The following is a 24,676-nucleotide window of genomic DNA, read 5'->3' as shown; positions in this document are numbered from 1 at the left end:
ATCTTCTTTAGGGGTTGATTTCGGCTGCCTGGTCGAACCAGAGCGGATTGGTCCAGGCGCGCCGGCCCTGCCGATCGGCGACGGCAATTCGGCACCAGGCGCCGTGAAAGCGCGAGACGTCGAGCCGCACTTCGGTCAGCTCCTCTCCTTCCGGGGCGGCATGAGCGCGCACATTGTCGCTGACCGGCCCGACGGCCATCACCGCGGCGGCCGGCGAACAACGGACGACGAGCGTATCGCCCTCGCGGCTGATGTCGTGGATCTCCGGTCCCTGGCTGGCGTAGAATGCGCCGGCATGCAGGGCTGCGAGCAGGGCCTCGGGGGTGTTCTGCTCGGCCTTCACCATCACCCAGCCGCCGAATGCATCGCCGTTTTTCCAGTGGCTGTCATCGACGGCGATGGCCAGGAGGCGGCGCCCTTCGGAAAGCAGCGCATCGAGCATGACGAGCCCGTCGCCGCGGTCGGTATGCACCTGGCTGGTGTGGTTGTAGACTTCGACGGCCTGCGCGGCATCGATGGCTCGGCCATCCTCGATCGTCAGTTGATACCAGTGCGGATGGGCGATGGCCACGAAGGCACCGGCAGCACGGGCGCGGGCGGCGATTTCCGGGCCGGTTTCCTCTGGCGTCGGCGGTGCAAAGTCCAGGGGCAGGCCGACGGCGAGGATATGCCACTCGACGCCCCGTGCGGTCGCGGGCGCATGCAGTTCGGCGCCGAGGATCGTGTTGAAATCGTCGGTGCGGAACGCTCGGGTATCGGTAAGCGGAAAGCCGTATTTGGCGCGAAAATGATCGCTGACGACGGTGAAGTCGTAGCCGGCCGCGCGGTAACGCCGGCAGGCCTCCCCGGCATCGATCGTGCCGTCAGAGGCCGATGAATGTCCGTGCAGGTTGCCCTTCCAGAACCGTCCGGGTGCCTGAAATGCCTGAAGCATCGTTCGTTCGTCTCCTGTCGTCCGCACTGTTGCGGGCTGGTGTGGGGAGGACACAACGGTACTTCCGTGACACGCCTGTTACAGAAGCGCGGTTCGGCGGAGCTTTCACATTAGTTTCACGCCAGGTTGGCAACTTGGTCGAGCAATGCGGAACGGACGGAGTTGAGTCGCCATGGTGACGATGGAGACCGACGGCGACGAAGCCTGGCGGCAGATTCATGACAAACTTGCCGAAGCGATCCGCACGGGCGAATTCGCCGACGGCAGCTATCTACCGCCGCAGGCAGAGTTGATGGAGAGGTTCGCAACCGGCCGCCACGCGCTGCGCCGTGCGCTCAGGGCACTCAAGCAGGACGGGATGATCGAAGGCGGCCAGGGCGCACGAAGCAGGGTGACCGGCAGTCGGCTGCAACTGCCCGTATCGATCCGCACGCGCTTCTCGACGGCCGTGGAAAGCATGGGCCTTCCGGGCAAGGCGGCGCTGCTGTCGGCCCGCCGCCGCATTCCCAACCCGCGGATCGCCCGCCTGCTCGGCCTTTCACGCCTGGTGCCGGTGCCGGTGGCGGTCATCGTGCGCAGTGTCGCCGGGAGGCCCGTCTCGCTGTCGTATCATCACTTCTCGCCGACGGTCGTATCCCAACTGCCCGCGATCCCTGCGGACAATCCGAGTATTACGCAGTTGTTCAGATCTCTCGGCATCCCCGATTTCATCCGCCACGATACCTATGTCAGCGCGAGACTACCTGGCGAGACTGAAGCCGTGGAGCTCAAGGTTCGGCGCAGTGAACCGGTCCTGACGGTCATCGGCCAGAATCTGACTCCGAACGGCGAACCGCTCGAAATTTCCGAGTCGGTTTTCCGAGCTGACAATCTCGACCTGCTATTCAGTTTCCCGGCGGCCATGCCCCACAACATTAGACGCCGTGGCCAATCTATTTCATAAAGCCGGGAGGCGTTGCAGCAGGGTCTTGCTACCGCCAAGACACCCACCTTCCAATTGCGCAAAACTTGGACGGGTGAACCTCCACGTGACCGGTTACGGCCGAATTCAGGCGCGTCGTGACCGACTTCATTGGACGACAGGAGGCGCTACTTTCTTCGATTAAGACGCAATACATGACCGGTGAAGAAAAGGCATTGTAGCTGGATCAGGCGAATATACTCGATGGTTTTCAGCGGCGTTTCACGAAGCAAGAGGCGCGGCCAGAGCAGTCCAAATTTCGAGCTGATCTTCTCAATCTCTATGGCAAGTGCCTCATCACAGACTGCCGCGTAGAGGCCGTTTTGTAAGCCGCTCACGTCATCCCCTTCTCGGAGAGCGTCAGCTATCGCAATGATACGAGCAACGGCCTCATTCTCCGCGCCGACACCCACGCGCTGTTTGACAAATTCCCCATCGCCCTTCACCCGATGCGGAACGAAGTGGTTGTTGCGCCAGTACTTTGCGGGACGTCCTACGGAAAGCTTGCAGGGCAAGCGGTCAAACACCGAGCCGCCGTCGACTTCGTTAGACACCACTACACGTTCTTCCGGGCGGCATTCCAACAGGGCTGAACTGGGCCCGTCCTGTTCCGGCGGGCTCGACTACTAAATCCATTCCACGGATTACAACTGCCTGCAAGCAGCAGCATGTTCGTCACTTTGCAAAGTGCCATTTGGGCCATATCCGGGGTGCTAGAGCCTTCGACTTCAACGTCCGCTACTCGCGCGGCTCTTGTCACAAGCCGCCAGTCTGCTGACGGCCCCCATCCCGCCATTAAACTTCAAAGGCACCGACGACCGCTCCCAGTGCTTCTACGACCGAGTAGAACGTCGCCCCGAACAGCATGTTGTTGGATTTCGGCGACGCAGGGGGCTGCTACGCGCCGGTGCTACTTCGAACATAACATCGCATAACTCAGTCAAGCTATCGCCAGTGAGAAGCCCGGACGAGAAAGGGCCAAGCAGCTTGCGCGCGGGTCATGCGGATGCCCGGGATCGCGCGCAGCAGGTTTTGGCTTCTCTCATGAAGCGGGAGTTCAAAGTTGCGTCGGCGGTTTGAACGCGATCTTCTGCAGCCAGTCTCGCTTTTGCTCGAGCGACGGTCCGGACCCGTACTTCGGACGAATCCACTTGTGGCCCATCAGCGAGGCGATGACCTTTTCGGGCGCCTCAACCGCCGTGAGGCGATCTTCAAAGGTGTGGCGCAGGCTGTAGAGGCTGTGATCCGGCGTCGGCAGCAGATTGTTGTTGCCCATGACCTTGTTCACTAGCGCCGAGAGGGAAGCCGCCTTGTCGCGGTAGCGCGGGAAACCCTCTGGCTGAAGCTCCATGGCCGCCAGCGCGCAGCCGACCAGCGGGATCTCGCGGGCGGAATGCTCCGTCTTAGCTTCCTGCCCGCCGGCCGGACCTGGACGTGGGGCACGCTGTCGTTCAGCCGAATGTTCTCCGGCAGAAGGTTCGCCGCCTCGGACAAACGCAGGCCCGTGTCCGCAATCAGCATTACGATTCGCCTCGCCTCATCATTGAGGCCGGCCAGCGCACTGGAGTTGATGATTTGATCCTGGACGAAGCTGGCTTCGAAAGCGGCGCGCTGGGCTACAACTTCGCCGGAGAGGCGCAGGCTCTTGAATACCGGATCCAGCTTGAGCTGGTGCGTCATGTCCACGGTGTAGAGCATCTTGCTGATGTGGCCGATGTCCTTGTTCGCGGTGCCGATGTCCAGGCCTTCGCCCGCCAGGCGCTTTTGCCACCAAATTCGAAACGAAACCGCATCGTCGCGCGTGAGGGCGCTTATTTCCTTGTCCCCGACCACCTCGATCAGATTGGCGATCGCCCGCTTCTTTGGGTTGCGCCACTTCTTCCTCTGATTCTCCGACATGGCGAGCAGCGATTGGCTCTCCAACGATTCGAACTCGTCGAGCAGGCCGCTGAGAAGCAGGGCAGGGGGCTTTTCGCCGCCCATGATGGCTGCAACCTCCTTCTCGTCCTCAACCGCGTTGCGACTGATGAGCAAACGAATGCGCTCAATCAGATCGTCGGCCGGGCCAGCAGCCAGCTCCTCATTGGTCAGATAGGTGAGCCCCAGCGATCGAGCGCGCTTCTGTGCGGCCTCGAATCGCAACCGCGCCTCGGCCGATTGCCCATCACGCATTCCGCTCCAGTAAGCCTCGAGCTCCATGCTGAGCTGCTTGACCATATCCCGGGCGCGAATGGCGCGTGGATCGTCGGCTACTGCGATTCCCGTGCTGATTCTCACCAGCCCGCGGCGGTCGAGCTCTGCAAACTCCTTGGGGACGCGGCGGATCAGGTACCAGACGCCATCGCGCTTGTGCGGGGTGGGTATGCCTGTTTTTCGCAAGTCGGAACCGCCAATGTTACACAGTTTGTTACACGAAATAAGGTGCATATGGCCGCTTGGCGGGCAAGCGAACAAAGGAAGATCGTGATAAATATGGATTTTTCGAAGGTGGCTGGCGGAGAGGATGGGATTCGAACCCACGAGAAGCTTTTGACCTCTACTCCCTTAGCAGGGGAGCGCCTTCGACCACTCGGCCACCTCTCCGGCGCTTCGCTGGATAATGAAAAGGGCGGCCACAAGCAATAAGCATAAAAGCCGAATGTCGAAAAAAGCGCACGAAATCCCGAAAAACTTGCCCTCATGCCGCTGGAAAGGTGCGGGCGCACCCCGGCCAGCCCCGCCGGACGGAGAAAAGTCGAATCGTTTCCCCCGCCGCGCCGCGATTCCTGGGCTCGACAAGAGGGTGGCGGGCGCGGCGGTAGTGCAAAGGTTAACGACTTATTATGGCGCTCCGGCAAAGCGTGTCATTTGTGCCACATGACTATTGGATAGCGCGCCGGCAGCCACGCCGAACGTACGATCCTGGTTGAACGGCGCCGCGCCGTGAGTAATCTCAGGATCGAGGAAGGGGCGAGCGATCGTGTCTTTTTCAATATTGGGGATGGGGCAGGGAAACGCTGTCCTTCAGCAAAAAATACCCAGACCCGTTTATTAACTTTTGACTGGAGGTCAGAAAATGAACATCAAGAGCCTTCTTCTCGGCTCCGCTGCGGCCCTCGTCGCAGTTTCCGGCGCTCGCGCGGCCGACGCTGTCGTCGTCGCTGAGCCCGAGCCGATGGAATACGTCCGCATTTGCGACGTCTACGGCGCCGGCTTCTACTACATCCCGGGCACCGAGACCTGCCTGCGCGTCGGCGGCTACATCCGTTACGACATCGGCGTTGGCAAGGGCGGCTACGGTGGCCTGATCGACGTCACCGACAAGCGCGACACCCTCGAATTCCTCCTGGGCGAACGTGCCGCTGCCGACGTCAATACGCATGACACCTACTACAAGCGCGCCCGCGCTGCCATGCAGCTCGACGCCCGTTCGGAAACCGAACTCGGCACCCTGCGCGGCTACATGCACATCAACTACAACTGGGACACCGTCACCACCGATAAGATCAAGTTCGATGATGAACTGGTGGCTACCGATGGCAATTGGACGACGACCGCTACCGGCTTCGCCATCAACCACGCCTTCATCGAACTCGGCGGCTTCCGCATCGGCAAGACCGACTCGCTGTTCTCGACCCTGACCGGCTATGCCGGCGGCGTCATCGAAGACGACCTGATCGCCTACGGCCCGTTCGACACGCACCAGATCGCCTACACCTACACCGGCGGCAACGGCTTCTCGGCTGCGGTCGCGGTTGAAGAGGGCAATGGCGTTCTCTACACGATCGACACCTACGCTCCGCACGTCGTTGCCGGTGCTTCTTGGACCCAGGGCTGGGGCGGCGTCTCGGGCGTCGTCGGCTACGACTCGGTCTGGAACGAGTGGGCTGGCAAGCTCCGCCTCGACGTCAACGCCACCGAGCAGCTCTCGCTCTTCGCGATGGCCGGCTACGGCAGCGAGAAGAACATCCCCGTCAGCTTCTACAAGCAGTGGAGCGGCAAGTGGGCTGTCTGGGGCGGCGGCACCTACAAGGTCAACGAGAAGGCTTCGGTCAACCTGCAGGCTTCGTGGGCTCAGGGCAAGGGCAAGTGGGAGGCTCCGCGCCAGACTGCTGTTGTCGCCAACGTCGCCTACGAGCTCGTTCCGGGCTTCGTCATCACCCCGGAAGTGGCCTGGAACCAGTCGCGCTTCCAGGACGGCGAGCGCGAGTCCAACTGGGGCGGCTTCCTGCGCTTCCAGCGTTCGTTCTAATCGGCTTATCAGCTGATTTGAGAGACCCGGCGGGCAACCGCCGGGTCTTTTTTTTGTGCCGTTTGTGCGGCGAGAAACGCTGGCGGCGAGTCAGTTCGCTTCGCCGTCTGCGCGGTCCAGAAAGCCGGCGATCCGGTTGGGCAACTCGCCCGTTTCCAGCAGCGGGGCGTGGCCCTGGCCGGAAACGGTTAGCGCTTCGAGCCTTGGATGGTGCTGCTCCATCTCCTGCAGCGTTTGCGCGGAAAGCAACGTCGAGTGTTCGCCGCGAATTGCGAGTATGGGCACCGGATAAAGCCCCTGAAACTGCGGCCACATGGTAGGCAAGGGGGCGCTGAGGTCCAGCTGAGCCAGCGTTTTCAGAAGTGCCGGATCGAAGTCGGGCACCGGAATGCCGCCCTGGTCGCGGTAAAGCGCAACCACGAATCGTTTCCAGTCCCTGCTGCTCAGGGCCGGAAACGCCTTGCCGTGAAGAGACCGTTGCATGGCAAGCGCTTCGTCGAAGCTCTTCGGCTTGGGTGCGGTTTCCAGATAGGCGCGGATGCGCGCAAACCCGGCCGCTTCCACGACCGGCCCGATGTCGTTCAAGACCACAGCCCGCAGCACGCCAGGTCGCATTGCCGCCAGAAGATGAATGATCAGCCCGCCGCGCGAGGTGCCGATGAATGCACCGTGCTCAACTTCGAGCGCAGTGAGGCCCGCGAGAATGTCGTCGGCCTCGACGTTCAGATTGTAGTTCCGCCAGTTCTTGTCATAGGCGGATCGGCCGCGACCGCGGTAGTCGAATGCGACTACCTTGCGCGCGCTGGCGCGGGATAGATGCAGCGAAAGTTCGTGAAAATCCCTCGCATTGCGGGTTAGGCCAGGCAGGCAGATCACCGGCGTTTTGCCAGTATTCGCTGCGCCATAGATACGGGCGTGAAGGCGAAGACCATCCGGAGCAGAATAGAAGAAATCCGAAAACTCTGCAGTGTCGGCCATTCAGGCTCCTGTGGTCAGGTGGCAAGAGCGCTTGTTATTTGACATTGCGGCGGACGGCTACGCCCTGCACTTGCAAGAACCCTAGATCATTGGCCCCGGGAAAGCGAAGCGCTTTTGCAGCGTCTGCTGCTGCCCAGGGGCCGGCGGTCCGGCCAACAGCGAGCGCAGCGACGATAATGGGTGGGGACGCCTCGATATTGCCTTGGCGGCTAGACTAGCGGCCGCTCGTAAGGTCGCCAACGATATCGAATTGCCCTGAAAAGCGCATCTTGTAGACCTGAAAATTCTCCATCACGCGCTGGACATAGCTGCGCGTTTCGGTGAAGGGAATCCGCTCGATCCAGTCCACCACCGTGTCCACGTCCTTGCCGCGTGGATCGCCAAAGCGGTTGATCCACTCCTGTGCGCGGCGCGGCCCGGCGTTGTAGCCTGCGATGGTCAGCACGTATGAGCCGTCGAAGCGGCTTAGCTGCTCGCCCAGGAAGGTCGCGCCAAGCGAGGCATTGTACCCCGCGTCCGTGGTCAGCCGAGCCGCCGAGAACGGAAGTCCTGCCTTCTTCGCCGCCTCCTTGGCGGTTGTCGGCAACAGTTGCAGCAAGCCGCGGGCGCCGGCGCCTGATACGGCGGAAACCTTGAACTCGCTTTCCTGCCTTGCAATGGCATAGGCTAGCGCCTCGCCTGCGCCTGAGACATTGGCGGTGGCCGGAATCGCGCCGATGGGGTGCGAAAGCGCGCCGATCTCGATGCCGCGAGATGCGGCGATCTTGCCAACCTTCAGCGCCAGGAAGTGGTTATTGCGCTGCTCGGCCGTGAGCGCGAGCAGCGCGAGTTCACCCGGGCTTGTCAGTTGCGCGGCGAGGTCCTGGCAGAGTGTATCGGCCAGGCTCGCGTATCCGGCTTCTTCCAGGCGCTTGATGGCCTGCACGGCCTCGCGCTGGTCGAAATCGCGCCGGTCCGCTTCCGTCGGCATCGGAGTGCCGACTTCGACGGTGCTGCGCCCGATCCGCTCGGCGGCGAGCTGCCCGTAGAAGGTGGTGCCGAATTTCGCCGCGCGCTCGAAATAGTCTTTCGCATCGCCGGGGCCGCCAGCCTCGGCCGCGCGCCCGAGCCAGTAGTAGGCGCGCGCCCGCGAAATCGCGCCTTCCGCCAGAATGGCGATGCGCGAGAAGTGCTCTGCCGCCTTACCGGCGTCGTCAAGTCCGCGCAGCGCATACCAGCCGGCGTGGAATTCCGCGTCGACGGCGTTGGAAGGGGTTTCCGCGGAATGCGCGGCCACAATCCTGTACGCCGTCTGCACATCGCCCCTGTCCATCAGTTCGCGTGACAGCGCGCGGCGTTCGATCCACCACGCATCCGCATCGGCCAGCGCCCCGCGATTGGTCGGGGCCTGCAGCATCACGGCTGCTGCCTCTTCGATCTTGTTGCCTTTGCGCAGGTATTTCGCGCGGGCAAAGAAATAGCCGGCGGAGCGCTGCTCCGCCGGCACGGCGTCGAGCAATTTGCCGGCATTGCCGTCGTTCTTGATCACCGCACTCCAGGCGGCAGCTAGGGCTTCGGCGCCTGCGAGCTTCGCAACGCTGAGGGCGGAGGGCACTCGGTCGGCGTAAAGCATGCGTTCCATGCGAAAGCGATGATCCGTGGCGGGGATCAGCGCCCCGAACTCTTTCAGGATCGCGGCCTCCTCCTGCGGAGACAATTTCGCGGTCCGCCAGAACGGCAGCAGCACCGCTCGCGCGGTCTCGGGGTTTCCCAGAGCAACCTGCGCGCGCGCCAGGATAATGATGCCTTCCATGGTTTGCGGAGCTTTCCCGTGGAAGGTGGCGACGACCTCGGCGGGGGCCGGTTTCTCACGCAGCAGCGCCCGTTCGGCGTTGCGCCGCAAGGCGTCTTGTGCGGGCCAGTCGCTCAAGGCCCTGGCCGTGGCCGAGATTTCCGCGCTGGGCACAAGGGCGCCCCCGCGCAGCGCTATCGCCCACGACAAGATGTGGCGATCGAGCGAGTCTTGCGGAAGGGCGTCCCGCAGCGAGCGCGCACGCGCAATATCCCGTGCTGAAAGAGCATCGAGGCCCGTCTTCAGCGGGGATATGTCGCCCAGATTTGCCGGCCGGGGGAGGAGCATCTCGCCCGGCCTGTTCACGATGGCGGATGTCGTCTGCGCGTCCACGCTCTCGCCCATCGCGGTGGGGGGCGCGAGCGCGACTAGTGCTCCGAGTAGTGCGAACCGAAAATGCCCTATGCCAAGCATCTCTTGCCAAAAAATCCTGTGCAGCGCGGCTTTCCAAAAGCCTGTTTTCCCCTCTCCGAAAAAGTCTGACGCCGGGCACTGCCCTATCTGGACCAGTTGGTTCTTTGCCGCGTCACCGTGTCAAGACTATGGTGCGCGGCTTAGTTTTCGGATAGAAAGCCGCGACATCAAAAAGGGACTGCCCAACCGCAAGGTTGCAGAGAGAGTTGACCACATGCTCAGAGGCTCGATGACCGCGCTCGTGACACCATTCCAGGCGAATGGCGGTTTCGACGAGAAAGCCTTCCGAGCTTTTGTCGAGTGGCAGATAGAAGAGGGCACCAAGGGCCTCGTTCCGGTCGGCACGACCGGAGAATCGCCGACGCTTTCGCATGAAGAGCATCGGCACGTCGTCCGGACCTGTGTTGAGGTCGCCAACGGGCGCGTTCCTGTCATCGCCGGGGCCGGATCCAACAATACCGCCGAGGCGGTCGGTCTGGTCGAGCACGCCGAAAAGGTCGGGGCCGATGCGGTTCTGGTCGTGACGCCGTACTACAACAAGCCCACCCAGCGCGGCCTTTACGAACACTTTGCCACCGTCGCCAGGTCCACGAAACTGCCGATCATCATATACAACATTCCGCCGCGCTCGGTGATCGACATGACCCCCGAGACGATGGGCCGCCTGGCGCACGACTTCCCCAACATTGTGGGTGTGAAGGATGCCACCGGCAAGGTCGAGCGCGTATCCGAACAGCGGCTGACCTGCGGCAAGGAGTTCATCCAGCTTTCGGGCGAGGACGCTTCCGCGCTCGGTTTCAACGCCCATGGCGGCGTCGGCTGCATCTCGGTTACCTCGAACGTCGCTCCCCGGCTGTGCGCCGAATTCCAGGAGGCTACCCTCAACGGCGACAAGGAACGCGCGCTGGAGCTTCAGGACCGTTTGATGCCGCTGCACAAGGCCATCTTCCTCGAGCCCGGCGTTTCCGGCGCCAAATATGCGCTCTCTCGCCTCGGCAAGGTTGCAAATGTTCTCCGCTCGCCGCTCATGACCATCGAGCCCTCCACGGCCGAGCGTATCGACGCGGCGATGAAGCACGCCGGCCTGATCAATTGATGCGGGTTCCCGCACTGCGAAGCCATGAACGCTAAGAGAGCCGATCCAAACAGCAAGGTCGTCGCCGAAAATCGCAAGGCCCGGTTTTCCTACGAGGTCGTCGACACGATCGAGGCCGGCCTCGTGCTGACGGGAACGGAAGTGAAGTCGCTGCGGCAAGGCCAGGCGAACATCCAGGAGTCCTATGCTTCGGCCGAGGATGGCGAGATCTGGCTGATCAATTCCTACGTGCCCGAATATCTGCAGGGCAACCGCTTCAACCATGAGCCGCGGCGCCGCCGCAAGCTTCTGGTCAGCAAGCGCGAAATGGCGCGGCTGAAGCAGTCTGTCGAGCGTGAAGGCATGACCATGGTGCCGTTGAAGATCTACTTCAACGACAAGGGACGTGCGAAGCTGCTTCTGGCCATAGCCCGCGGAAAGAAGCTTCACGACAAGCGCGAGACCGAAAAGCAGCGCGACTGGAACCGCGAGAAGGGGCGTCTTCTCAAGGAGCGGGGCTAATGGCATCCGCTGCTTGCGGGCGTTCGCGCCTGCCTGTCCGCGCTATCTGCCTAGAAAAGCTGCTATCTCGCGGAAAACGCTGACGAACATCTCTTCGGTCAGCCGGCCGGTATTGGTGTTGTAGCGAGAGCAGTGATAGCTGGAGAAGACGGCTACGTCGCCGATCTGCTGGCGCCCGCCATGGCTGAATGGGTGTTCGGCCACGCGTCCGCCCAAGGCCCGAACGGTGGACTGGTGGGCAATGGTTCCCAGCGTCAGAATGGCTTCCAGGTTTCGGAAGCGGCCAAGATTCAGGCTGAGGAATTTCCGGCAAGTATTGATCTCGACGCCGATTGGCTTGTTTTCCGGCGGCACGCATTTCACGGCGTTCGTAATCGCCGTCGAAATCAATTCCAGGCTGTCGTCGGGCCGCGCTTCGAACCTGCCACGGGCCAGGCCGAAGCGGATCAGCGTGTCGTAGAGCAGGTCGCCCGCATAGTCGCCGGTGAAGGGGCGGCCGGTCCTGTTGGCGCCGCGCAGTCCCGGCGCCAGGCCGACAATCAGCAAGCGCACCCCGTCTTCGCCTTCTGGCGGCAGGAATGTCGGTACAGGCGCGTTGAACCATTCGGGTTCGCGCTGGCGCCAGAGGGTGAGAAAATCGTGCAGGCGAGGGCAGAGCGCGCAGTCGCGCGAAGGCTCAACGTTTTCTGGCATCAATAGTCTTCGCTGTCCGCGTCGGCATCCGCAGATTCGGCCTTGCGCGCCGGCCGCTCGGACGGGTCGCGGCCAACCTCGCCCTTCAGGGTCATGAGGTCAATAAAATGGTCGGCCTGGCGGCGCAGGTCGTCGGAGATCATCGGGGGCTGGGAGGCCATGGTGGAAACCACGCTAACCTTCTTGCCGCGCCGCTGCAACGCTTCCACCAGCGTGCGGAAGTCGCCGTCGCCCGAGAAGATCACGTAATGATCGAGAACATCGGAGAGCTCAAGCGCGTCGACGGTAAGCTCTATATCCATGTTGCCTTTGATCTTTCGGCGTCCGCTGGAGTCCGTGAATTCTTTGGCAGGCTTGGTTACGACTTTGAAGCCATTATAATCGAGCCAATCGATAAGTGGACGTATCGATGAGTATTCCTGGTCTTCAACAAGAGCGGTGTAATAGTAGGCGCGCAGAAGATATCCGCGCTTTTGAAAGCTCGACAGTAGCTTGCGATAATCTATGTCAAAACCAAGCGCGCGCGACGTCGCGTAGAGATTGGCGCCGTCTATAAAAAGAGCAATTTTTTCGCGCGGGTCAAACATGTGAAGTATCCTTTGGAGCAATAGGAAATTTCGTTAAAACGCACACTCCGTCGGCGAGTTGCCTTGTAAAAAAATTTTTATAATTTCATCATGTCCGAAAATATCGCTCGCCTCGGCGCATTCCAAGGGGTTTGTGACGATATGCAAGAAAAAGTGAACTTCCTTTTCCGCTGTAGGCGGGGCAAGTAGCCCGGAGACCGTCTGCCGTGGAAATCAAGCTTTAAGCTTGTTTTTTGCGGCTGTTCGGGTTATGGACCGCGCCTGTTTTCCATTGAATTCGCGTATGAAAGGGGCAATCCATGGCCCGCGTAACCGTTGAAGATTGTATCGACAAGGTCGAGAACCGCTTCGAACTGGTTCTTCTGGCTGGTCACCGCGCCCGGCTGATTTCCCAGGGCGCTGCGATCACCGTCCCGCGCGACAACGACAAGAATCCGGTCGTGGCGTTGCGCGAGATTGCCGACGAGACTCTGTCGCCGGGCGACCTGAAGGAAGACCTGATCCACTCGCTGCAGAAGCACGTCGAGGTCGACGAGCCGGAAGCCGAGGGTCACGCGCTGGTGGACCAGAGCGAGATGGCCGCCGTTTCGACCGAAGAGGAGCGCGAGGAAGAGAACATCACCTTCGATCGCATGAGCGAGGAAGACCTGCTGGCCGGCATCGAAGGCCTGGTGGCGCCCGAGAAGAGCGACGATTTCTAACCTTTCGAAGGTGTGCCGGTACTTTCCTGCCGGCAGTTTCGTGGTTATTTATGGCATGCGCCAGGTCGGACGATCTGGCGCATGATTCTTATCCGTATGTGAGATCGTGCCCATGATGCGTCAGTATGAGCTTGTCGAGCGCGTCCAGCGCTACAAGCCTGACGTGAACGAGGCACTGCTGAACAAGGCCTATGTTTATGCGATGCAGAAACATGGCCATCAGAAGCGCGCCTCCGGCGACCCGTATTTCTCACACCCGCTCGAAGTTGCGGCTATCCTTACGGACATGCGCATGGACGAGGCCACCATCGCGGTGGCGCTGCTGCATGACACGATCGAGGACACCAGCGCTACCCGGCAGGAGATCGACGAATTCTTCGGAGCCGACCTGGGCAAGCTGGTGGAGGGGCTGACCAAGCTCAAGAAGCTCGACCTCGTCTCGAAGAAGGCCGAACAGGCGGAAAACCTGCGCAAGCTGTTGCTGGCGATTTCGGAAGACGTGCGTGTCCTGCTCGTCAAGCTCGCCGATCGCCTCCACAACATGCGCACGCTCGACCACATGCCGGAGAACAAGCGGCTCCGCATCGCCGAGGAGACGATGGACATCTATGCGCCGCTGGCCGGGCGCATGGGCATGCAAGGCATGCGCGAGGAGCTGGAAGACCTGGCCTTTCGCTACATCAATCCGGAAGCCTACCGCACGGTGACGGCGCGGGTGGACGATGTTTCGAGCCGCAACAAGGGCGTTATCGCCGAGATCGAAAGGTCGCTGTCGGCCCTGTTCGAGAAGTATGCGATCAAGGCGACGGTTACGAGCCGGCAGAAGAAGCCCTGGTCCGTGTTTCGGAAGATGGAAGCCAAGGCGCTTTCTTTCGAGCAGCTTTCCGACATCTTCGGGTTCCGGGTCATCGTCGACAGCGTGGAGGATTGCTATCGCGCGCTCGGCGCCATCCACACGACGTGGTCCATGGTGCCGGGGCGGTTCAAGGACTACATCTCCACGCCGAAGCAGAACGACTATCGCTCCATTCACACCACCATCGTGGGCCCTTCGCGCCAGCGCATCGAACTGCAGATTCGCACCCGGGAAATGAACGAGGTCGCCGAATACGGCGTCGCAGCGCACGCGCTCTACAAGGACACTGGCGGCAAGACCAACGCCAGCAACACGATCTCCAAGGAAACCAACGCCTATGCCTGGCTGCGTCGCACCATCGAGCAGCTTGCCGAGGGCGACAACCCCGAGGAATTCCTGGAGAACACCAAACTGGAGCTGTTCCAGGACCAGGTGTTCTGCTTCACGCCAAAGGGCATGCTGATCGCGCTGCCGCGCAAGGCCACGCCCATCGATTTCGCCTATGCCGTCCACACGGACGTTGGCGACACATGCGTCGGCGCCAAGATCAACGGCCGCATCATGCCGCTGATGACCGAGTTGAAGAATGGCGACGAGGTCGAGATCATCCGTTCCAAGGCGCAGGTGCCGCCTGCGGCCTGGGAATCGGTGGTAGTGACGGGCAAGGCGCGCTCGGCCATTCGTCGCGCCACCAAGAACGCGATCCGGAAGCAGTATTCCGGCCTCGGTGTGCGCATTCTCGAACGTGCCTTCGAACGGGCCGGAAAAACCTTCACGAAGGACAGCCTGAAGCCGGTGCTGCATCGGCTTGCGCGCAAGGACGTCGAGGATGTCGTCGCTTCCGTGGGTCGCGGTGAGCTGTCTTCGACCGACGTGATGAAGGCGGTGTTCCCCGATTACAAGGACGAGCGGGTGACGCAGGCGCCAAAGCCGCGCGAAGAAGGCTGGTCGAAGATCCGCAATGCCGCCGGCATGCTGTTCCAGATCCCCGGGCGGGCAGGGAGCCGCAAGGATGGCCGCCCGAGCAAGGCGGGAGGAGCAGTCCCCATCCGCGGCGTGCGCAGCGACTTGCCCGTGCGCTTCGCACCGGAGGGTGCCGTGCCCGGCGACCGCATCGTCGGCATCATGCAACCAGGTTCCGGCATAACAATTTATCCCATCCAGTCGCCGTCGCTGACCGCCTTCGACGACCAGCCGGAGCGCTGGATCGACGTGCGTTGGGACATCGACGAGGAAACCAAGGAGCGCTTTCCTGCCCGCATTTCCGTGGTGGCGATCAACGCCCCGGGCTCGCTTGCAGAAATCGCCCAGGTGATTGCGGAGAACGACGCCAATATCCACACTCTGTCGATGGTGCGCACGGCGCCTGACTTCACCGAAATGCTGGTCGACCTCGAGGTGTGGGACCTGAAGCATCTGAACCGGCTGCTTTCGCAGCTTAAGGAAAATTCGAGCGTCAGCGATGCAAAGCGCGTCAACGGCTGACCATTTCTATGACGGGAGCAGCATGAATACCGACCAGGTGCTGGATATTTTTCGCGAGGCGGGTGCAGTTCTCGAAGGTCACTTCATCCTGACCTCGGGCCTGCGCAGCCCCGTGTTTCTGCAGAAGGCACGGGTTTTCATGCATGCCGACAAGACCGAACGGCTGTGCCGGGCACTGGCCGAGAAGATCCGCGCGGAAGTGCCGGGTGCCATCGATTACGTCGTCGGTCCGGCCATCGGCGGTCTGATCCCCGCCTACGAGACCTCGCGCCATCTCGGCGTGCCGGCGGTCTGGGTCGAGCGGGAGGGCGGCGTATTCCGTCTGCGTCGATTCGAGATCGAAAAAGGCGCGCGTGTCGTGATCGTTGAGGACATCGTCACGACCGGGCTGTCTATCCGCGAAACCATCGAATGCCTGCGCGATCTTGGAGCGGAAGTCGTCGCGGCCGCCTGCATCATCGACCGTTCTGCCGGCAAGAGCGATGTCGGCGTGCCGCTGATCGCGCTTGCCGAATATGAGGTGCCGGCCTATCCGGCGGACCAGCTTCCGCCGGAACTCGCGGCCATTCCGGCAGTCAAGCCGGGAAGCCGGAACATCTGAGGGCCCAGGCTGTATGATCATCGGCATCGGCAGCGATCTCATCGACATCAGGCGAATCGAGAAGTCGCTCGAGCGCTATGGCGAGCGTTTCAAGGCCCGCATCTTCACCGAGATCGAACAGGCCAAGTCGGAGCGCCGCAAAGAGCGTGCGGCCTCTTACGCCAAGCGCTTCGCTGCCAAGGAGGCATGCGCCAAGGCGCTCGGAACCGGCATGGCGCACGGGGTGTTCTGGCGGGACATGGGGGTGGTGAACCTTCCCGGCGGCAAGCCGACCATGCAGTTGACGGGCGGTGCGGCCGAAAGGCTGCAGCACATGCTGCCGGCGGGTCGCCGCGCGGTCATTCATCTCACGATCACGGATGATTTCCCGCTGGCCCAAGCCTTTGTGATCATTGAAGCGCTTCCCGCCGAATAACCGCCGCTTTCATGGCGCTCGTGGCAAGCGCTAGACATTGCTCCGAACGCGCCGAGCCCTTATACCGAGACGCAGAAACGAGGAAGAGATGAGCGTGGCCGACAAACCTCAGAAGAAATCCGGCGGGCTTGGTGAAACGGTCAGCGTCATCATCCAGGCGTTGCTGCTTGCACTGGTTATCCGCACTTTCCTGTTCCAGCCGTTTTCCATTCCTTCGGGTTCCATGCGCCCCACGTTGCTGGAGGGCGATTATCTCTTCGTGACCAAATGGGCCTATGGCTACTCGCGCTACTCGCTGCCGTTCTCGCCCGATCTGTTCTCGGGCCGCATCTGGGGGAGCGAGCCGGAGCGCGGCGATGTCGCGGTCTTCAAGTTCCCGCCCAACCCGTCGCTCGATTACATCAAGCGCGTGGTCGGCCTGCCCGGCGATCGCATCCAGATGAAGGATGGCCAGTTGTTCATCAACGGGGAGGGCGTCCCGCGTGTGAAGATCGGCCAGATCGACAATCCGGACATCACGGAGGTCAGCCGCCCGGTCGACGTCTATCGCGAGACGCTGCCCAATGGCGTTTCCTACGACACGCTCGACCTGACGCCAAATTCGATCGGCGACAACACGCGTGAGTTCGTGGTTCCGGAAGGCCACTATTTCATGATGGGCGACAACCGCGACAATTCCACCGACAGCCGCTTCTCGGTTGGCTACGTTCCGTCGGAGAATCTTGTCGGTCGCGCCAACATCATCTTCTTCTCCATCGCCGAGGGTGCGAGCCCGCTCGAAATCTGGAAGTGGCCGACGCAGCTGCGCGCCTCGCGCCTCTTTACGTTCGTCCACTAGGACATGGCCAACAAACGACCGACCGGACAGGCGCTCGCCGATGCATTGCGCGAGCGTACCGGACATGCCTTCACCGATGTCCAGCGCCTGCAGCGTGCGCTCACCCATGCCAGTGCCCGCGGCGTCAAGGTCGGCGGCGACTATGAGCGCTTCGAGTTCCTTGGCGATCGCGTGCTGGGGCTGGTGGTGGCCGACATGCTGTTCAACGCCTTCCCGGCTGCGGCCGAAGGCGAGCTTTCGGTTCGCCTGAATGCGCTGGTCAATGCCGAGACACTGGCCGAGATCGCGGACGAAATCGGACTGACCGAACTGATCCGCGCCGGCAGCGAGGTAAAGACGCTCGCCGGGCGCAAGCGCGTCAACATTCGCGCCGATGCGCTGGAATCGCTGATCGCCGCGCTCTATCTCGATGGGGGGCTGGATGTCGCCCGCCGGTTCGTTCTGCGCTATTGGGAACCGCGTTCCAGGGTTACAGGTGCAGCCCGCCGCGACCCGAAGACGGAACTGCAGGAATGGGCGCATCAGGCGGCCGCCGCCACGCCCAGCTATCAGATCGAAAGCCGCGAAGGGCCAGACCATGATCCGGTCTTCAAGGTCAGCGTTCGGGTAGGGCAATTCACGCCGGCCTATGGAACCGGCCGATCGAAGCGCGAGGCCGAGCAGGCCGCCGCAGCAAGCATGCTCCAGCGCGAGGGCGTCTGGGGCCAGGAAGGAAATGAAGCGTGAGCGAAACTGAACCCGTCACCCATTCCGGCTTCGTCGCCCTGATCGGCGCGCCGAACGCCGGCAAGTCGACGCTGGTCAACCAGCTTGTCGGCGCCAAGGTGTCGATCGTCACCCACAAGGTGCAGACCACGCGTGCCATCGTTCGCGGCATCGCCACGCACAACGACGCGCAGATCGTGTTTGTCGATACGCCCGGCATCTTCAAGCCGCGCCGCCGGCTCGACCAGGCAATGGTTACCACCGCCTGGGGTGGGGCCAAGGACGCCGACGTGATCATGGTGCTGATCGATGCCGAGCGCGGCATCAGGGGCGACGCCGACACGATCCTCGCCAATCTGGCCGAAGTGCGTCAGCCCAAGGTGCTGGTGCTCAACAAGATCGACCGGGTCAAGCCGGAAACCCTGCTGGTGCTGGCGGAAGAGGCCAACAAGCGCGTTCCCTTCGACAGCACCTTCATGGTCTCGGCGCTGACCGGCGCGGGCTGCAAGGCCATTCTCGACCATCTCGCCAAGACTTTGCCCGCCGGCCCCTGGTACTATCCGGAAGACCAGATTTCGGACCTGCCGATGCGGCAGCTCGCCGCCGAAATCACCCGCGAGAAGCTCTATCTGCGCCTGCACCAGGAACTGCCCTATTCGTCCCACGTGGAAACCGAAAGCTGGGAGGAGAAGGCCGATGGCTCCGTGCGTATCGAGCAGGTGATCTATGTCGAGCGCGACAGCCAGAAGAAGATCGTTCTGGGCCACAAGGGCGAGACGATCCGCGCCATCGGCCAGGCGGCGCGCAAGGAGATCAGCGACATCCTGGAACAGAAAGTGCATCTGTTCCTGTTCGTGAAGGTGCGCGAGAACTGGGGCGACGACCCCGAGCGCTATCGCGAAATGGGCCTTGAATTCCCGCACTGAGCGGCCAACACTCCCGTTATGGAATGGCGCGACGAGGGCATAATCCTTGGCAGCCGCAAGCATGGCGAAACCAGCGTCATACTTGAGGTGATGACGCGCGCGCATGGGCGCCACCTCGGCATGGTCCGTGGCGGGCGCTCGCGCAAGGCGCAACCTGTGCTGCAGGTCGGGAACCGGGTCGATCTGATCTGGCGAGCGCGCCTGGACGAGCATATGGGCTTTTTCCAGGTCGAGCCGCTGGAACTCAACGCAGCCCGCCTGTTCGAGAGCGCCTGTGCAGTCTATGGCCTGCAGACGCTGGCCGCGCATCTGCGCCTTCTGCCGGAACGCGAACTGCATCTGGGCCTATACGAGATGCTGGAGTTGCTGATCTCGCATCTGGACGATGCCTCCGCCGCCGGCGAGCTTGTCGTGCGCTTCGAACTGATGATGCTGGAAGAACTTGGATTTGGCCTCGATCTGACCGAATGCGCCGCCACGGGCGGGCGCGAAGAGCTGGTCTACGTCTCGCCGAAATCAGGCCGCGCCGTTTCCCGCGAGGCCGGCTTGCCCTGGCACGACAAGATGCTACCGCTGCCGGCCTTCCTGATCGGCGGGGCAGGGCGATGCACGGACATGGCCACGATCGAGCAGGCGTTTCGCCTGACTGAGTTCTTCTTCGCCCGCCATGTCTACGAGCCCCGCGGACTTTCATCTCCCGAGGCGCGGGCGGGCTTCCTCAATGCGTTGCGCAAGCACAGTGCCATGACGTCCGGCGTTTCCGGCGGCAGCGCGGCCTGACGCTCCGTTGAACTAGGCCGCGCCGCGCAGGCGCTCGATTTCGGCGAACCGCTTCAGGAAGGCGCGCTCCACCGACTTTGCCGGGTGGCAGGCGAGGTCGAATCCGTCCGCGGAAATGCTGCGCGGGCGGCCGAAGAATTTCGTCGCTTCCTGAACCGAAAAGCCGGCAAGCGCCGTTGCTTCGAAATAGGCGGCAATCTGGTCGGCCCGCTTGATCTGCTTCTTGAGCCTCTCGCTTATCTCCGGGGGAAGCGAAAAGCGAACGTGGATGGCGTGCTGCAAACGCTGCTCGACCAGCTTGTAGCCGCCGCCAACCACGGACTTGAACGGCGAGATCATGTCTCCGATCACATATTCAGGCGCGTCGTGCAGCAGGGCCGTGAGTTGTTCGACGGGCGTCGGCGTCTTTGCCTGCCGGGAAAAGATCTCTTCCACCAGCAGCGAGTGCTGCGCGACAGAGAAGGCGTGGTCGCCACCGGTCTGGCCGTTCCAGCGCGCCACACGCGCCAGGCCATGCGCTATGTCGGAGATTTCGATGTCCAGCGGCGAGGGATCAAGCAGGTCGAGGCGACGACCCGAAAGCATGCGTTGCCAGGCGCGCGGTGGGGCGCCGACCTTGTCGGCTGTCATGCTTCCCCCGCGTTCGTGGCGTCCTGCGGAAATGTGAATTTCGCCCATGCGGGGATTGAGAGCGTGAGGGGGATCTCCGCGGCTGTGATCGCGACGCCCTTGTCCTGTGCGTCCTTCACGCGGTCGATACGGACGACAGCGAGGCCCTGCCGGCCGGCAACGGAGCCGAGCGTGCCTATCGTGCGGCCGTCGGCGATTATTGCGGTGCCAGGCTCCGGCAGCTGCGCTTCGGCCGAAACCAACAGCACGCGCCGCCGCGCAGTGCCGCGATGATGCATGCGCGAAACCACTTCCTGGCCGACATAGCAGCCCTTGCCGAAGCCCACGCCGCCCGTCTCGTCGAGCAGAACGTCATGCGGGAAGGCGTCCCCCAGTTCGAAGTCCCTGCCGCTTTCGGCGACGCCATGAGCTATGCGCAGCGCGTGCCATTCGCTCGCGTCGGCCGCTAGCTGCAAGGACTGGCCGTAGAGCCTGAACACCGGAAAAGGCGCCTTGAAGCGGGCGTCGCGCAGCGCCGCAGCGCCATTGCGCGCGGCGTTTGATTCTGCTTCTGAAGCAGGTGAATCGACGTCCCACTTAACGCCGACAACCTTTTGAGATTGCTTGGAAATCTCCATCTTCGCGCGCAGCTTGTAGAGGGTCAGCCGGCGGATAAAATCGTCAACCACGTCGACGCGGCAATCGAGAAGGAAGCCGCCTGTTGCATCACGCGAGATCAAAAAATCGAACAGGATCTTGCCCTGCGGCGAAAGCAGCGCACCGGGCTTTACCTCGCCCGGAGCCAAAGCGTCGAGGTCTGTGGTAAGTATGTTCTGCAGGAAATGTTCCGCCTCCGCGCCGGTCACAGAAATGAGGCAACGGTCGGAAAGCAGTGCTAAAACCATGGGCGGAACCTGACTTGCAAATCGGTTGGCCATTACGTAAGCCCCCCGCATCGCAGGAGCAAGAGCCGGGAAGGTGGCAAATGACAGCGACGTTCGACCTCATTCTCAAGGGCGGCACGGTCGTCAACCACGATGGCAGCGGCGTGCGGGATGTCGGCGTGCGTGCCGGCCGCATCGCGGCGATCGGCGATTTGCGTCAGGCCTCGGCCGGAGAGATCATCGAGTGCAGGGGCCTGCATGTCCTGCCTGGCGTGGTCGACAGCCAGGTGCATTTTCGCGAGCCCGGGCTTGAGCACAAGGAAGACCTGGAAACCGGGTCACTTGCGGCCGTGCTTGGCGGCGTTACAGCCGTCTTCGAAATGCCCAACACCAATCCGTTGACCACCAGCGCGGAGGCTCTGGCCGACAAGGTTTCGCGCGCCACCGATCGCATGCATTGCGACTTTGCCTTCTGGGTCGGCGGCACGCGCGACAATGCAAAGGATGTCGGCGAGCTGGAGCGCCTGCCGGGTGCCGCCGGCATCAAGGTCTTCATGGGCTCGTCCACAGGCGATCTGCTCGTCGAGGACGACGAAGGGGTGCTGTCAATCCTGAAGAATACGCGCCGCCGCGCCGCCTTCCACTCGGAAGACGAGTTCCGCCTGCGCGAGCGCCTGGGCGAACGCATTGAGGGCGATCCCTCCTCGCATCCGGTCTGGCGCGACGAGATTGCTGCCCTGCGCTGCACGGAGCGGCTGGTGCGGATAGCTCGGGCGGCCAGGGCCCGCATCCACGTGCTGCATGTTTCCACGGCGGAAGAGATAGAGTTCCTTGAACACCACAAGGATGTGGCGAGCGCCGAGGCCACGCCGCACCACCTGACGCTTACGGCCGACGACTACGCCAAGCTGGGAACCCTGATCCAGATGAACCCGCCCGTGCGCTCTGCGCGCCATCGCGATGGGGTCTGGCGCGGCATAAGCCAGGGCATCGTGGACGTCCTCGGCTCCGACCATGCGCCTCACACCCTGGCCGAGAAGGCCAAGCCCTATCCTGGCTCGCCATCGGGCATGCCAGGCGTGCAGACGCTGGTTCCGATCATGCTCGACCATGTGAATGCAGGGCGGCTTACCCTGGAGAGGTTTGTCGACCTGACCAGCCATGGTCCGCAGCGCCTGTTCGGCATGGCGCGCAAGGGGCGTATCGCGGCTGGCTACGAGGCCGACTTGACCGTGGTGGACATGAAGCGCACCGAAGTCATCACCAATGCCCAGGCCGGATCGAGAGCCGGCTGGACGCCTTACGATGGCAAGGAGGTCAAGGGTTGGCCAGTGGGCACAATCATTCGCGGCAACCGCGTGATGTGGGAAGGCGACATCGTCACGGGCGGACAGGGCCAGCCCGTGGCGTTCTCGGAAGCGCTTCCCGTGGAGTGATGCCTCGCCGGCTTAGTCGCCGGCGACGAAGAATGCCCATTTGCCTTCGGGAGTGATCCCGAGGCGATAAAAATTGTAGGCGCCGTCGCTCTTCATGTCCTCGTAATCGCCGGCGGTCACGATCTTGAACAGCTCCACGCGCTGGCGCGGCGTAAGGCGCTCCAGCGGCATCGCGAAGAAATAGGGCCAGGCATATAGTTCTTCAGGCGTGCCGGGATCGAGGTGGACATAGCCGGCATTCAGGACGTTTTCGATGATGGCGAGTATTTCCTCGCCGTCCTTGTCGCCGGACAGTTCCTTCAGAAACTCTATCGGGTCTCCCTCGAGACCCGTGACCGAGAGCTGGGTGGCATCGTCGCCCGTGCCGACGAGCGTGCGAAGCTTCTCGATGTCGCCGCCCATCGCAACGTCCAGGATCAACTGGCGCATGCGCTGCACCGGCTCCGGCAATTTCGAGATGTCGTAGATGATCTCGGGCAGGGGAGTGTTCGGGTCTTCGTTGGCGTGGGCCGCGCTGCTGGGCGCGGTCGCGCCGGGCGCTTCCTCGCCTTGCGGCGCTGCGGTCTCGCCGGTTGCCTCGTTGTCGAGCGTTTGAGCCGGAGGCGTGGGCAGTTCCTCCCGCTTGATCTCGCTCAGCGCGAAGGCAGGCGTCGTGGTCGCAATCGTCGGCAGCAAGGCTGTTCCGGCCGCAGCCAGCCAAAGCGCGGCGGCAAAGCCGCTACTCCTGCGATTCCGAGATCCGCTACGCGTCGGTGTCTGCATGTCCCATCCTCTCCAGGGCCACGATCAATTCGGTGCCCATCGACTACTTATAGCGAAAAATCGGTCTTAGGGATGATTCAATGTCGCAGCCGGAGCGGCTCGAACTCTCCGGCGATCACTTTTTCGCGCATGCGATCAAGCAGTGCCAGTGCGGCGTCTTCGCCATTCGTGCGCAGGATCTCGCCAAAGGCGGTGGCAAGCGCGGCTTCCGCAAGGATATCGGCCTCGATGCCGACCGAGAAACCCTCGGCCCATGCCTCGTTGTGACATTCCACGGCGGTCAGCCGCTTTTCTTCTCTGACCAGCGCATCGAGGTCGCTGACACCGTGTTCGATCGTCATCTTTCACCTTTCAAGTCTTGATCCCCCGATTCGGATCAACTTGAGCTTCCCCGTACACCCATCGTTAACAACCTAGCACAGCCCTCCGATTCGCGGCGCGGCGCGAAAACGAAATGTGGAGACGTGCTTAATTTCCATAGCGCCCCGTCACCTCGCGCGTCAGCGTCTCGCCTTCCTTCATGTAGCGGGCGATAGCTTCGGCCGCCGAACTGGTGCACTTGGCGTATGTTCCCTCGAACGAGCGGTAGCCTCGATTGAAGCTGGCGATGAACTTTGCGCGGCGCGCAGCATCCGGCTTCTCGGCGTCCAGCAGCTTTTCCATTTGCTGGCGCCATTGGTCGCCGTGCTCGCCGCAAAGGTTTCGCAAGAAATGCAGGGAGCCGAGAATTTCAGCCAGCCGCATCAGGTTTCCCTCGAAGGGGGCTTCCTCCGCGCGCACGGGGCTTGCGGCCGTCGAGATGGCGACAAGCAATGCTATGAAGAACGGCATGGTCCGGCCCATGACGCCTTGTGGCGAAACAATTTGTCAGCCGCAAGGCGGTAAGGCCACTATCCCCCCGAATTGTTCTTCTTGGCTGGCCGTCACATCGCGGCTTCACTTCACTTCTTGAAGAGGAAGCTGCTTCAGAAGACTTCCTTGTGGCCAACGGCAGCATTGAACGAGCCGTGCCGCAAAAGCTCTCGGCACACTTCGGCAACGGAGTCGGTAACCGGCAGCGCGTCCAATTCCGCAAGCGTGAAGAAGGCGGCCTCCTCGGCGTCGCTGTCGGCGCGCGGCTCGCCGCCGCAGTCCTGGCCCGCGAAAACCTGAAGCCGATAGGTGATTTCCAGTCCGTCCCGCTCCGCATCGATGAAATAGGTTCCCAGCGGCTTGATGTCGGCTGCCACCAGCCCGGTTTCCTCGAAAAGCTCGCGCAGTGCGGCCTCTTCATCCGTTTCGCCGGGCTCGACCCGCCCGCCGGGAAAAGCATAGCGCCCGCGCGACGGCTGCTGCCCGCGCTTGACCAGCAGTATGCGGTCGCCCCGCATCAGGGCCACCGAAACCGCGGGGATGGTCTGCCGTGCGGACATCGTCTCCTCTTTCGCTTCGGCCCGATTGGCTGGGGATGGG

At 62.3% G+C, this 24,676-nt stretch carries 27 protein-coding genes and 1 tRNA gene; 14 read left to right on the top strand and 14 right to left on the bottom strand.

Annotated features, from left to right (window positions below; all coding sequences use genetic code 11):
* Positions 1 to 7 precede the first annotated feature (7 nt).
* Positions 8 to 934: a PHP domain-containing protein gene (locus tag AC3A4H_RS01210; protein WP_487765060.1), complete on the bottom strand. Its 927-nt coding sequence runs from the start codon at positions 932 to 934 to the stop codon at positions 8 to 10.
* Positions 935 to 1,106: 172 nt separating this feature from the next.
* Between AC3A4H_RS01210 and AC3A4H_RS01205 the strand changes: the two genes are divergently transcribed.
* Both AC3A4H_RS01205 and AC3A4H_RS01200 read left to right on the top strand, forming a co-directional pair.
* Positions 1,107 to 1,877 (top strand): GntR family transcriptional regulator, encoded by a 771-nt coding sequence (locus AC3A4H_RS01205; RefSeq protein WP_487765059.1) that lies wholly within the window; start codon positions 1,107 to 1,109, stop codon positions 1,875 to 1,877.
* A gap of 359 nt (positions 1,878 to 2,236) precedes the next feature.
* Positions 2,237 to 2,488: an HNH endonuclease gene (locus AC3A4H_RS01200; RefSeq protein WP_487765869.1), complete on the top strand. Its 252-nt coding sequence runs from the start codon at positions 2,237 to 2,239 to the stop codon at positions 2,486 to 2,488.
* Between the two features lie 464 nt (positions 2,489 to 2,952).
* Here the strand turns inward: AC3A4H_RS01200 and AC3A4H_RS01195 are convergent, their stop codons facing one another.
* The 3 genes from AC3A4H_RS01195 to AC3A4H_RS01185 all read right to left on the bottom strand — a co-directional run bounded on the left by AC3A4H_RS01195 (position 2,953) and on the right by AC3A4H_RS01185 (position 4,478).
* Positions 2,953 to 3,171 (bottom strand): hypothetical protein, encoded by a 219-nt coding sequence (locus AC3A4H_RS01195; RefSeq protein WP_487765058.1) that lies wholly within the window; start codon positions 3,169 to 3,171, stop codon positions 2,953 to 2,955.
* An 11-nt stretch (positions 3,172 to 3,182) separates the two neighbouring features.
* Positions 3,183 to 4,415: an integrase gene (locus AC3A4H_RS01190; protein WP_487765057.1), complete on the bottom strand. Its 1,233-nt coding sequence runs from the start codon at positions 4,413 to 4,415 to the stop codon at positions 3,183 to 3,185.
* A tRNA-Ser gene (locus tag AC3A4H_RS01185) sits at positions 4,388 to 4,478 on the bottom strand. The genes AC3A4H_RS01190 and AC3A4H_RS01185 overlap by 28 nt, the downstream gene beginning before the upstream one ends.
* 472 nt (positions 4,479 to 4,950) lie before the next feature.
* Between AC3A4H_RS01185 and AC3A4H_RS01180 the strand changes: the two genes are divergently transcribed.
* Positions 4,951 to 6,126: a porin gene (locus AC3A4H_RS01180; RefSeq protein ID WP_487765056.1), complete on the top strand. Its 1,176-nt coding sequence runs from the start codon at positions 4,951 to 4,953 to the stop codon at positions 6,124 to 6,126.
* Between the two features lie 90 nt (positions 6,127 to 6,216).
* On the opposite strand, the gene AC3A4H_RS01175 is transcribed toward AC3A4H_RS01180, so the two are convergent.
* Both AC3A4H_RS01175 and AC3A4H_RS01170 read right to left on the bottom strand, forming a co-directional pair.
* Complete coding sequence (locus AC3A4H_RS01175; protein WP_487765055.1) at positions 6,217 to 7,104, bottom strand: alpha/beta fold hydrolase; 888 nt, start codon at positions 7,102 to 7,104, stop codon at positions 6,217 to 6,219.
* 214 nt (positions 7,105 to 7,318) lie between these two features.
* A complete protein-coding gene (locus AC3A4H_RS01170; protein ID WP_487765054.1) occupies positions 7,319 to 9,349 on the bottom strand; it encodes a lytic transglycosylase domain-containing protein in 2,031 nt (676 codons plus the stop codon).
* Between the two features lie 214 nt (positions 9,350 to 9,563).
* On the opposite strand from AC3A4H_RS01170, the gene dapA reads away from it, so the two are divergent.
* On the top strand, positions 9,564 to 10,445 hold the full coding sequence (dapA, locus tag AC3A4H_RS01165) for a 4-hydroxy-tetrahydrodipicolinate synthase (protein WP_487765053.1): 882 nt from the start codon (positions 9,564 to 9,566) through the stop codon (positions 10,443 to 10,445).
* A gap of 24 nt (positions 10,446 to 10,469) precedes the next feature.
* Positions 10,470 to 10,946, top strand: coding sequence for an SsrA-binding protein SmpB (gene smpB, locus AC3A4H_RS01160; RefSeq protein ID WP_487765052.1), 477 nt, complete (start codon positions 10,470 to 10,472; stop codon positions 10,944 to 10,946).
* A gap of 42 nt (positions 10,947 to 10,988) precedes the next feature.
* Here smpB and AC3A4H_RS01155 read toward each other — a convergent pair whose 3' ends face one another.
* Together AC3A4H_RS01155 and AC3A4H_RS01150 are read right to left on the bottom strand one after the other, a co-directional pair.
* Complete coding sequence (locus AC3A4H_RS01155) at positions 10,989 to 11,639, bottom strand: uracil-DNA glycosylase (protein ID WP_487765051.1); 651 nt, start codon at positions 11,637 to 11,639, stop codon at positions 10,989 to 10,991.
* Positions 11,639 to 12,226, bottom strand: a complete 588-nt coding sequence (locus AC3A4H_RS01150; protein WP_348778347.1) for a LabA-like NYN domain-containing protein — start codon at positions 12,224 to 12,226, stop codon at positions 11,639 to 11,641. Before AC3A4H_RS01150 ends, AC3A4H_RS01155 begins: the two co-directional genes overlap by 1 nt.
* 299 nt (positions 12,227 to 12,525) lie before the next feature.
* Here AC3A4H_RS01150 and rpoZ point away from each other — a divergent pair, with 299 nt between their 5' ends.
* From rpoZ to recO, 8 genes are all read left to right on the top strand, one after another.
* Positions 12,526 to 12,927, top strand: coding sequence for a DNA-directed RNA polymerase subunit omega (gene rpoZ / locus AC3A4H_RS01145; protein ID WP_487765050.1), 402 nt, complete (start codon positions 12,526 to 12,528; stop codon positions 12,925 to 12,927).
* A gap of 112 nt (positions 12,928 to 13,039) precedes the next feature.
* Positions 13,040 to 15,268 carry a RelA/SpoT family protein gene (locus tag AC3A4H_RS01140; protein WP_487765049.1) on the top strand — a complete coding sequence of 743 codons (2,229 nt, stop codon included), beginning with the start codon at positions 13,040 to 13,042 and terminating at the stop codon, positions 15,266 to 15,268.
* A 22-nt stretch (positions 15,269 to 15,290) separates the two neighbouring features.
* Complete coding sequence (gene pyrE, locus AC3A4H_RS01135) at positions 15,291 to 15,869, top strand: orotate phosphoribosyltransferase (RefSeq protein ID WP_487765048.1); 579 nt, start codon at positions 15,291 to 15,293, stop codon at positions 15,867 to 15,869.
* 13 nt (positions 15,870 to 15,882) lie between these two features.
* Positions 15,883 to 16,284 carry a holo-ACP synthase gene (acpS, locus tag AC3A4H_RS01130; RefSeq protein ID WP_348778351.1) on the top strand — a complete coding sequence of 134 codons (402 nt, stop codon included), beginning with the start codon at positions 15,883 to 15,885 and terminating at the stop codon, positions 16,282 to 16,284.
* An 88-nt stretch (positions 16,285 to 16,372) separates the two neighbouring features.
* Entirely contained in the window at positions 16,373 to 17,122 is a 750-nt protein-coding gene (gene lepB, locus AC3A4H_RS01125) for a signal peptidase I (protein ID WP_487765047.1), read from the top strand.
* A gap of 3 nt (positions 17,123 to 17,125) precedes the next feature.
* Complete coding sequence (gene rnc, locus AC3A4H_RS01120) at positions 17,126 to 17,848, top strand: ribonuclease III (RefSeq protein ID WP_487765046.1); 723 nt, start codon at positions 17,126 to 17,128, stop codon at positions 17,846 to 17,848.
* The gene (gene era, locus AC3A4H_RS01115; RefSeq protein WP_487765045.1) at positions 17,845 to 18,753 is read left to right on the top strand and encodes a GTPase Era; all 909 of its coding nucleotides are present in this window, start codon (positions 17,845 to 17,847) and stop codon (positions 18,751 to 18,753) included. Before rnc ends, era begins: the two co-directional genes overlap by 4 nt.
* 18 nt (positions 18,754 to 18,771) lie before the next feature.
* Entirely contained in the window at positions 18,772 to 19,533 is a 762-nt protein-coding gene (gene recO, locus AC3A4H_RS01110) for a DNA repair protein RecO (RefSeq protein WP_487765044.1), read from the top strand.
* Between the two features lie 12 nt (positions 19,534 to 19,545).
* Here the strand turns inward: recO and AC3A4H_RS01105 are convergent, their stop codons facing one another.
* Positions 19,546 to 20,163 carry a YfbR-like 5'-deoxynucleotidase gene (locus AC3A4H_RS01105; RefSeq protein WP_487765043.1) on the bottom strand — a complete coding sequence of 206 codons (618 nt, stop codon included), beginning with the start codon at positions 20,161 to 20,163 and terminating at the stop codon, positions 19,546 to 19,548.
* The gene (gene ygfZ, locus AC3A4H_RS01100) at positions 20,160 to 21,047 is read right to left on the bottom strand and encodes a CAF17-like 4Fe-4S cluster assembly/insertion protein YgfZ (RefSeq protein ID WP_487765042.1); all 888 of its coding nucleotides are present in this window, start codon (positions 21,045 to 21,047) and stop codon (positions 20,160 to 20,162) included. The genes AC3A4H_RS01105 and ygfZ overlap by 4 nt, the downstream gene beginning before the upstream one ends.
* Positions 21,048 to 21,127: 80 nt before the next feature.
* Between ygfZ and AC3A4H_RS01095 the strand changes: the two genes are divergently transcribed.
* Positions 21,128 to 22,462, top strand: a complete 1,335-nt coding sequence (locus AC3A4H_RS01095) for a dihydroorotase (protein WP_487765041.1) — start codon at positions 21,128 to 21,130, stop codon at positions 22,460 to 22,462.
* A gap of 12 nt (positions 22,463 to 22,474) precedes the next feature.
* On the opposite strand, the gene AC3A4H_RS01090 is transcribed toward AC3A4H_RS01095, so the two are convergent.
* From AC3A4H_RS01090 to AC3A4H_RS01075, 4 genes are all read right to left on the bottom strand, one after another.
* The gene (locus tag AC3A4H_RS01090; protein ID WP_487765040.1) at positions 22,475 to 23,224 is read right to left on the bottom strand and encodes a hypothetical protein; all 750 of its coding nucleotides are present in this window, start codon (positions 23,222 to 23,224) and stop codon (positions 22,475 to 22,477) included.
* Positions 23,225 to 23,301: 77 nt separating this feature from the next.
* Positions 23,302 to 23,559, bottom strand: a complete 258-nt coding sequence (locus tag AC3A4H_RS01085) for a hypothetical protein (RefSeq protein WP_348778599.1) — start codon at positions 23,557 to 23,559, stop codon at positions 23,302 to 23,304.
* Positions 23,560 to 23,692: 133 nt separating this feature from the next.
* Positions 23,693 to 24,067 carry a TIGR02301 family protein gene (locus AC3A4H_RS01080; RefSeq protein WP_487765039.1) on the bottom strand — a complete coding sequence of 125 codons (375 nt, stop codon included), beginning with the start codon at positions 24,065 to 24,067 and terminating at the stop codon, positions 23,693 to 23,695.
* A gap of 122 nt (positions 24,068 to 24,189) precedes the next feature.
* On the bottom strand, positions 24,190 to 24,636 hold the full coding sequence (locus tag AC3A4H_RS01075; protein ID WP_487765038.1) for an NUDIX hydrolase: 447 nt from the start codon (positions 24,634 to 24,636) through the stop codon (positions 24,190 to 24,192).
* Between the last annotated feature and the right edge of the window lie 40 nt (positions 24,637 to 24,676).

It is taken from the genome of Pseudaminobacter sp. Soil_N_29, assembly GCF_057656055.1.
This window is presented reverse-complemented; position numbering and strand designations above follow the sequence as displayed.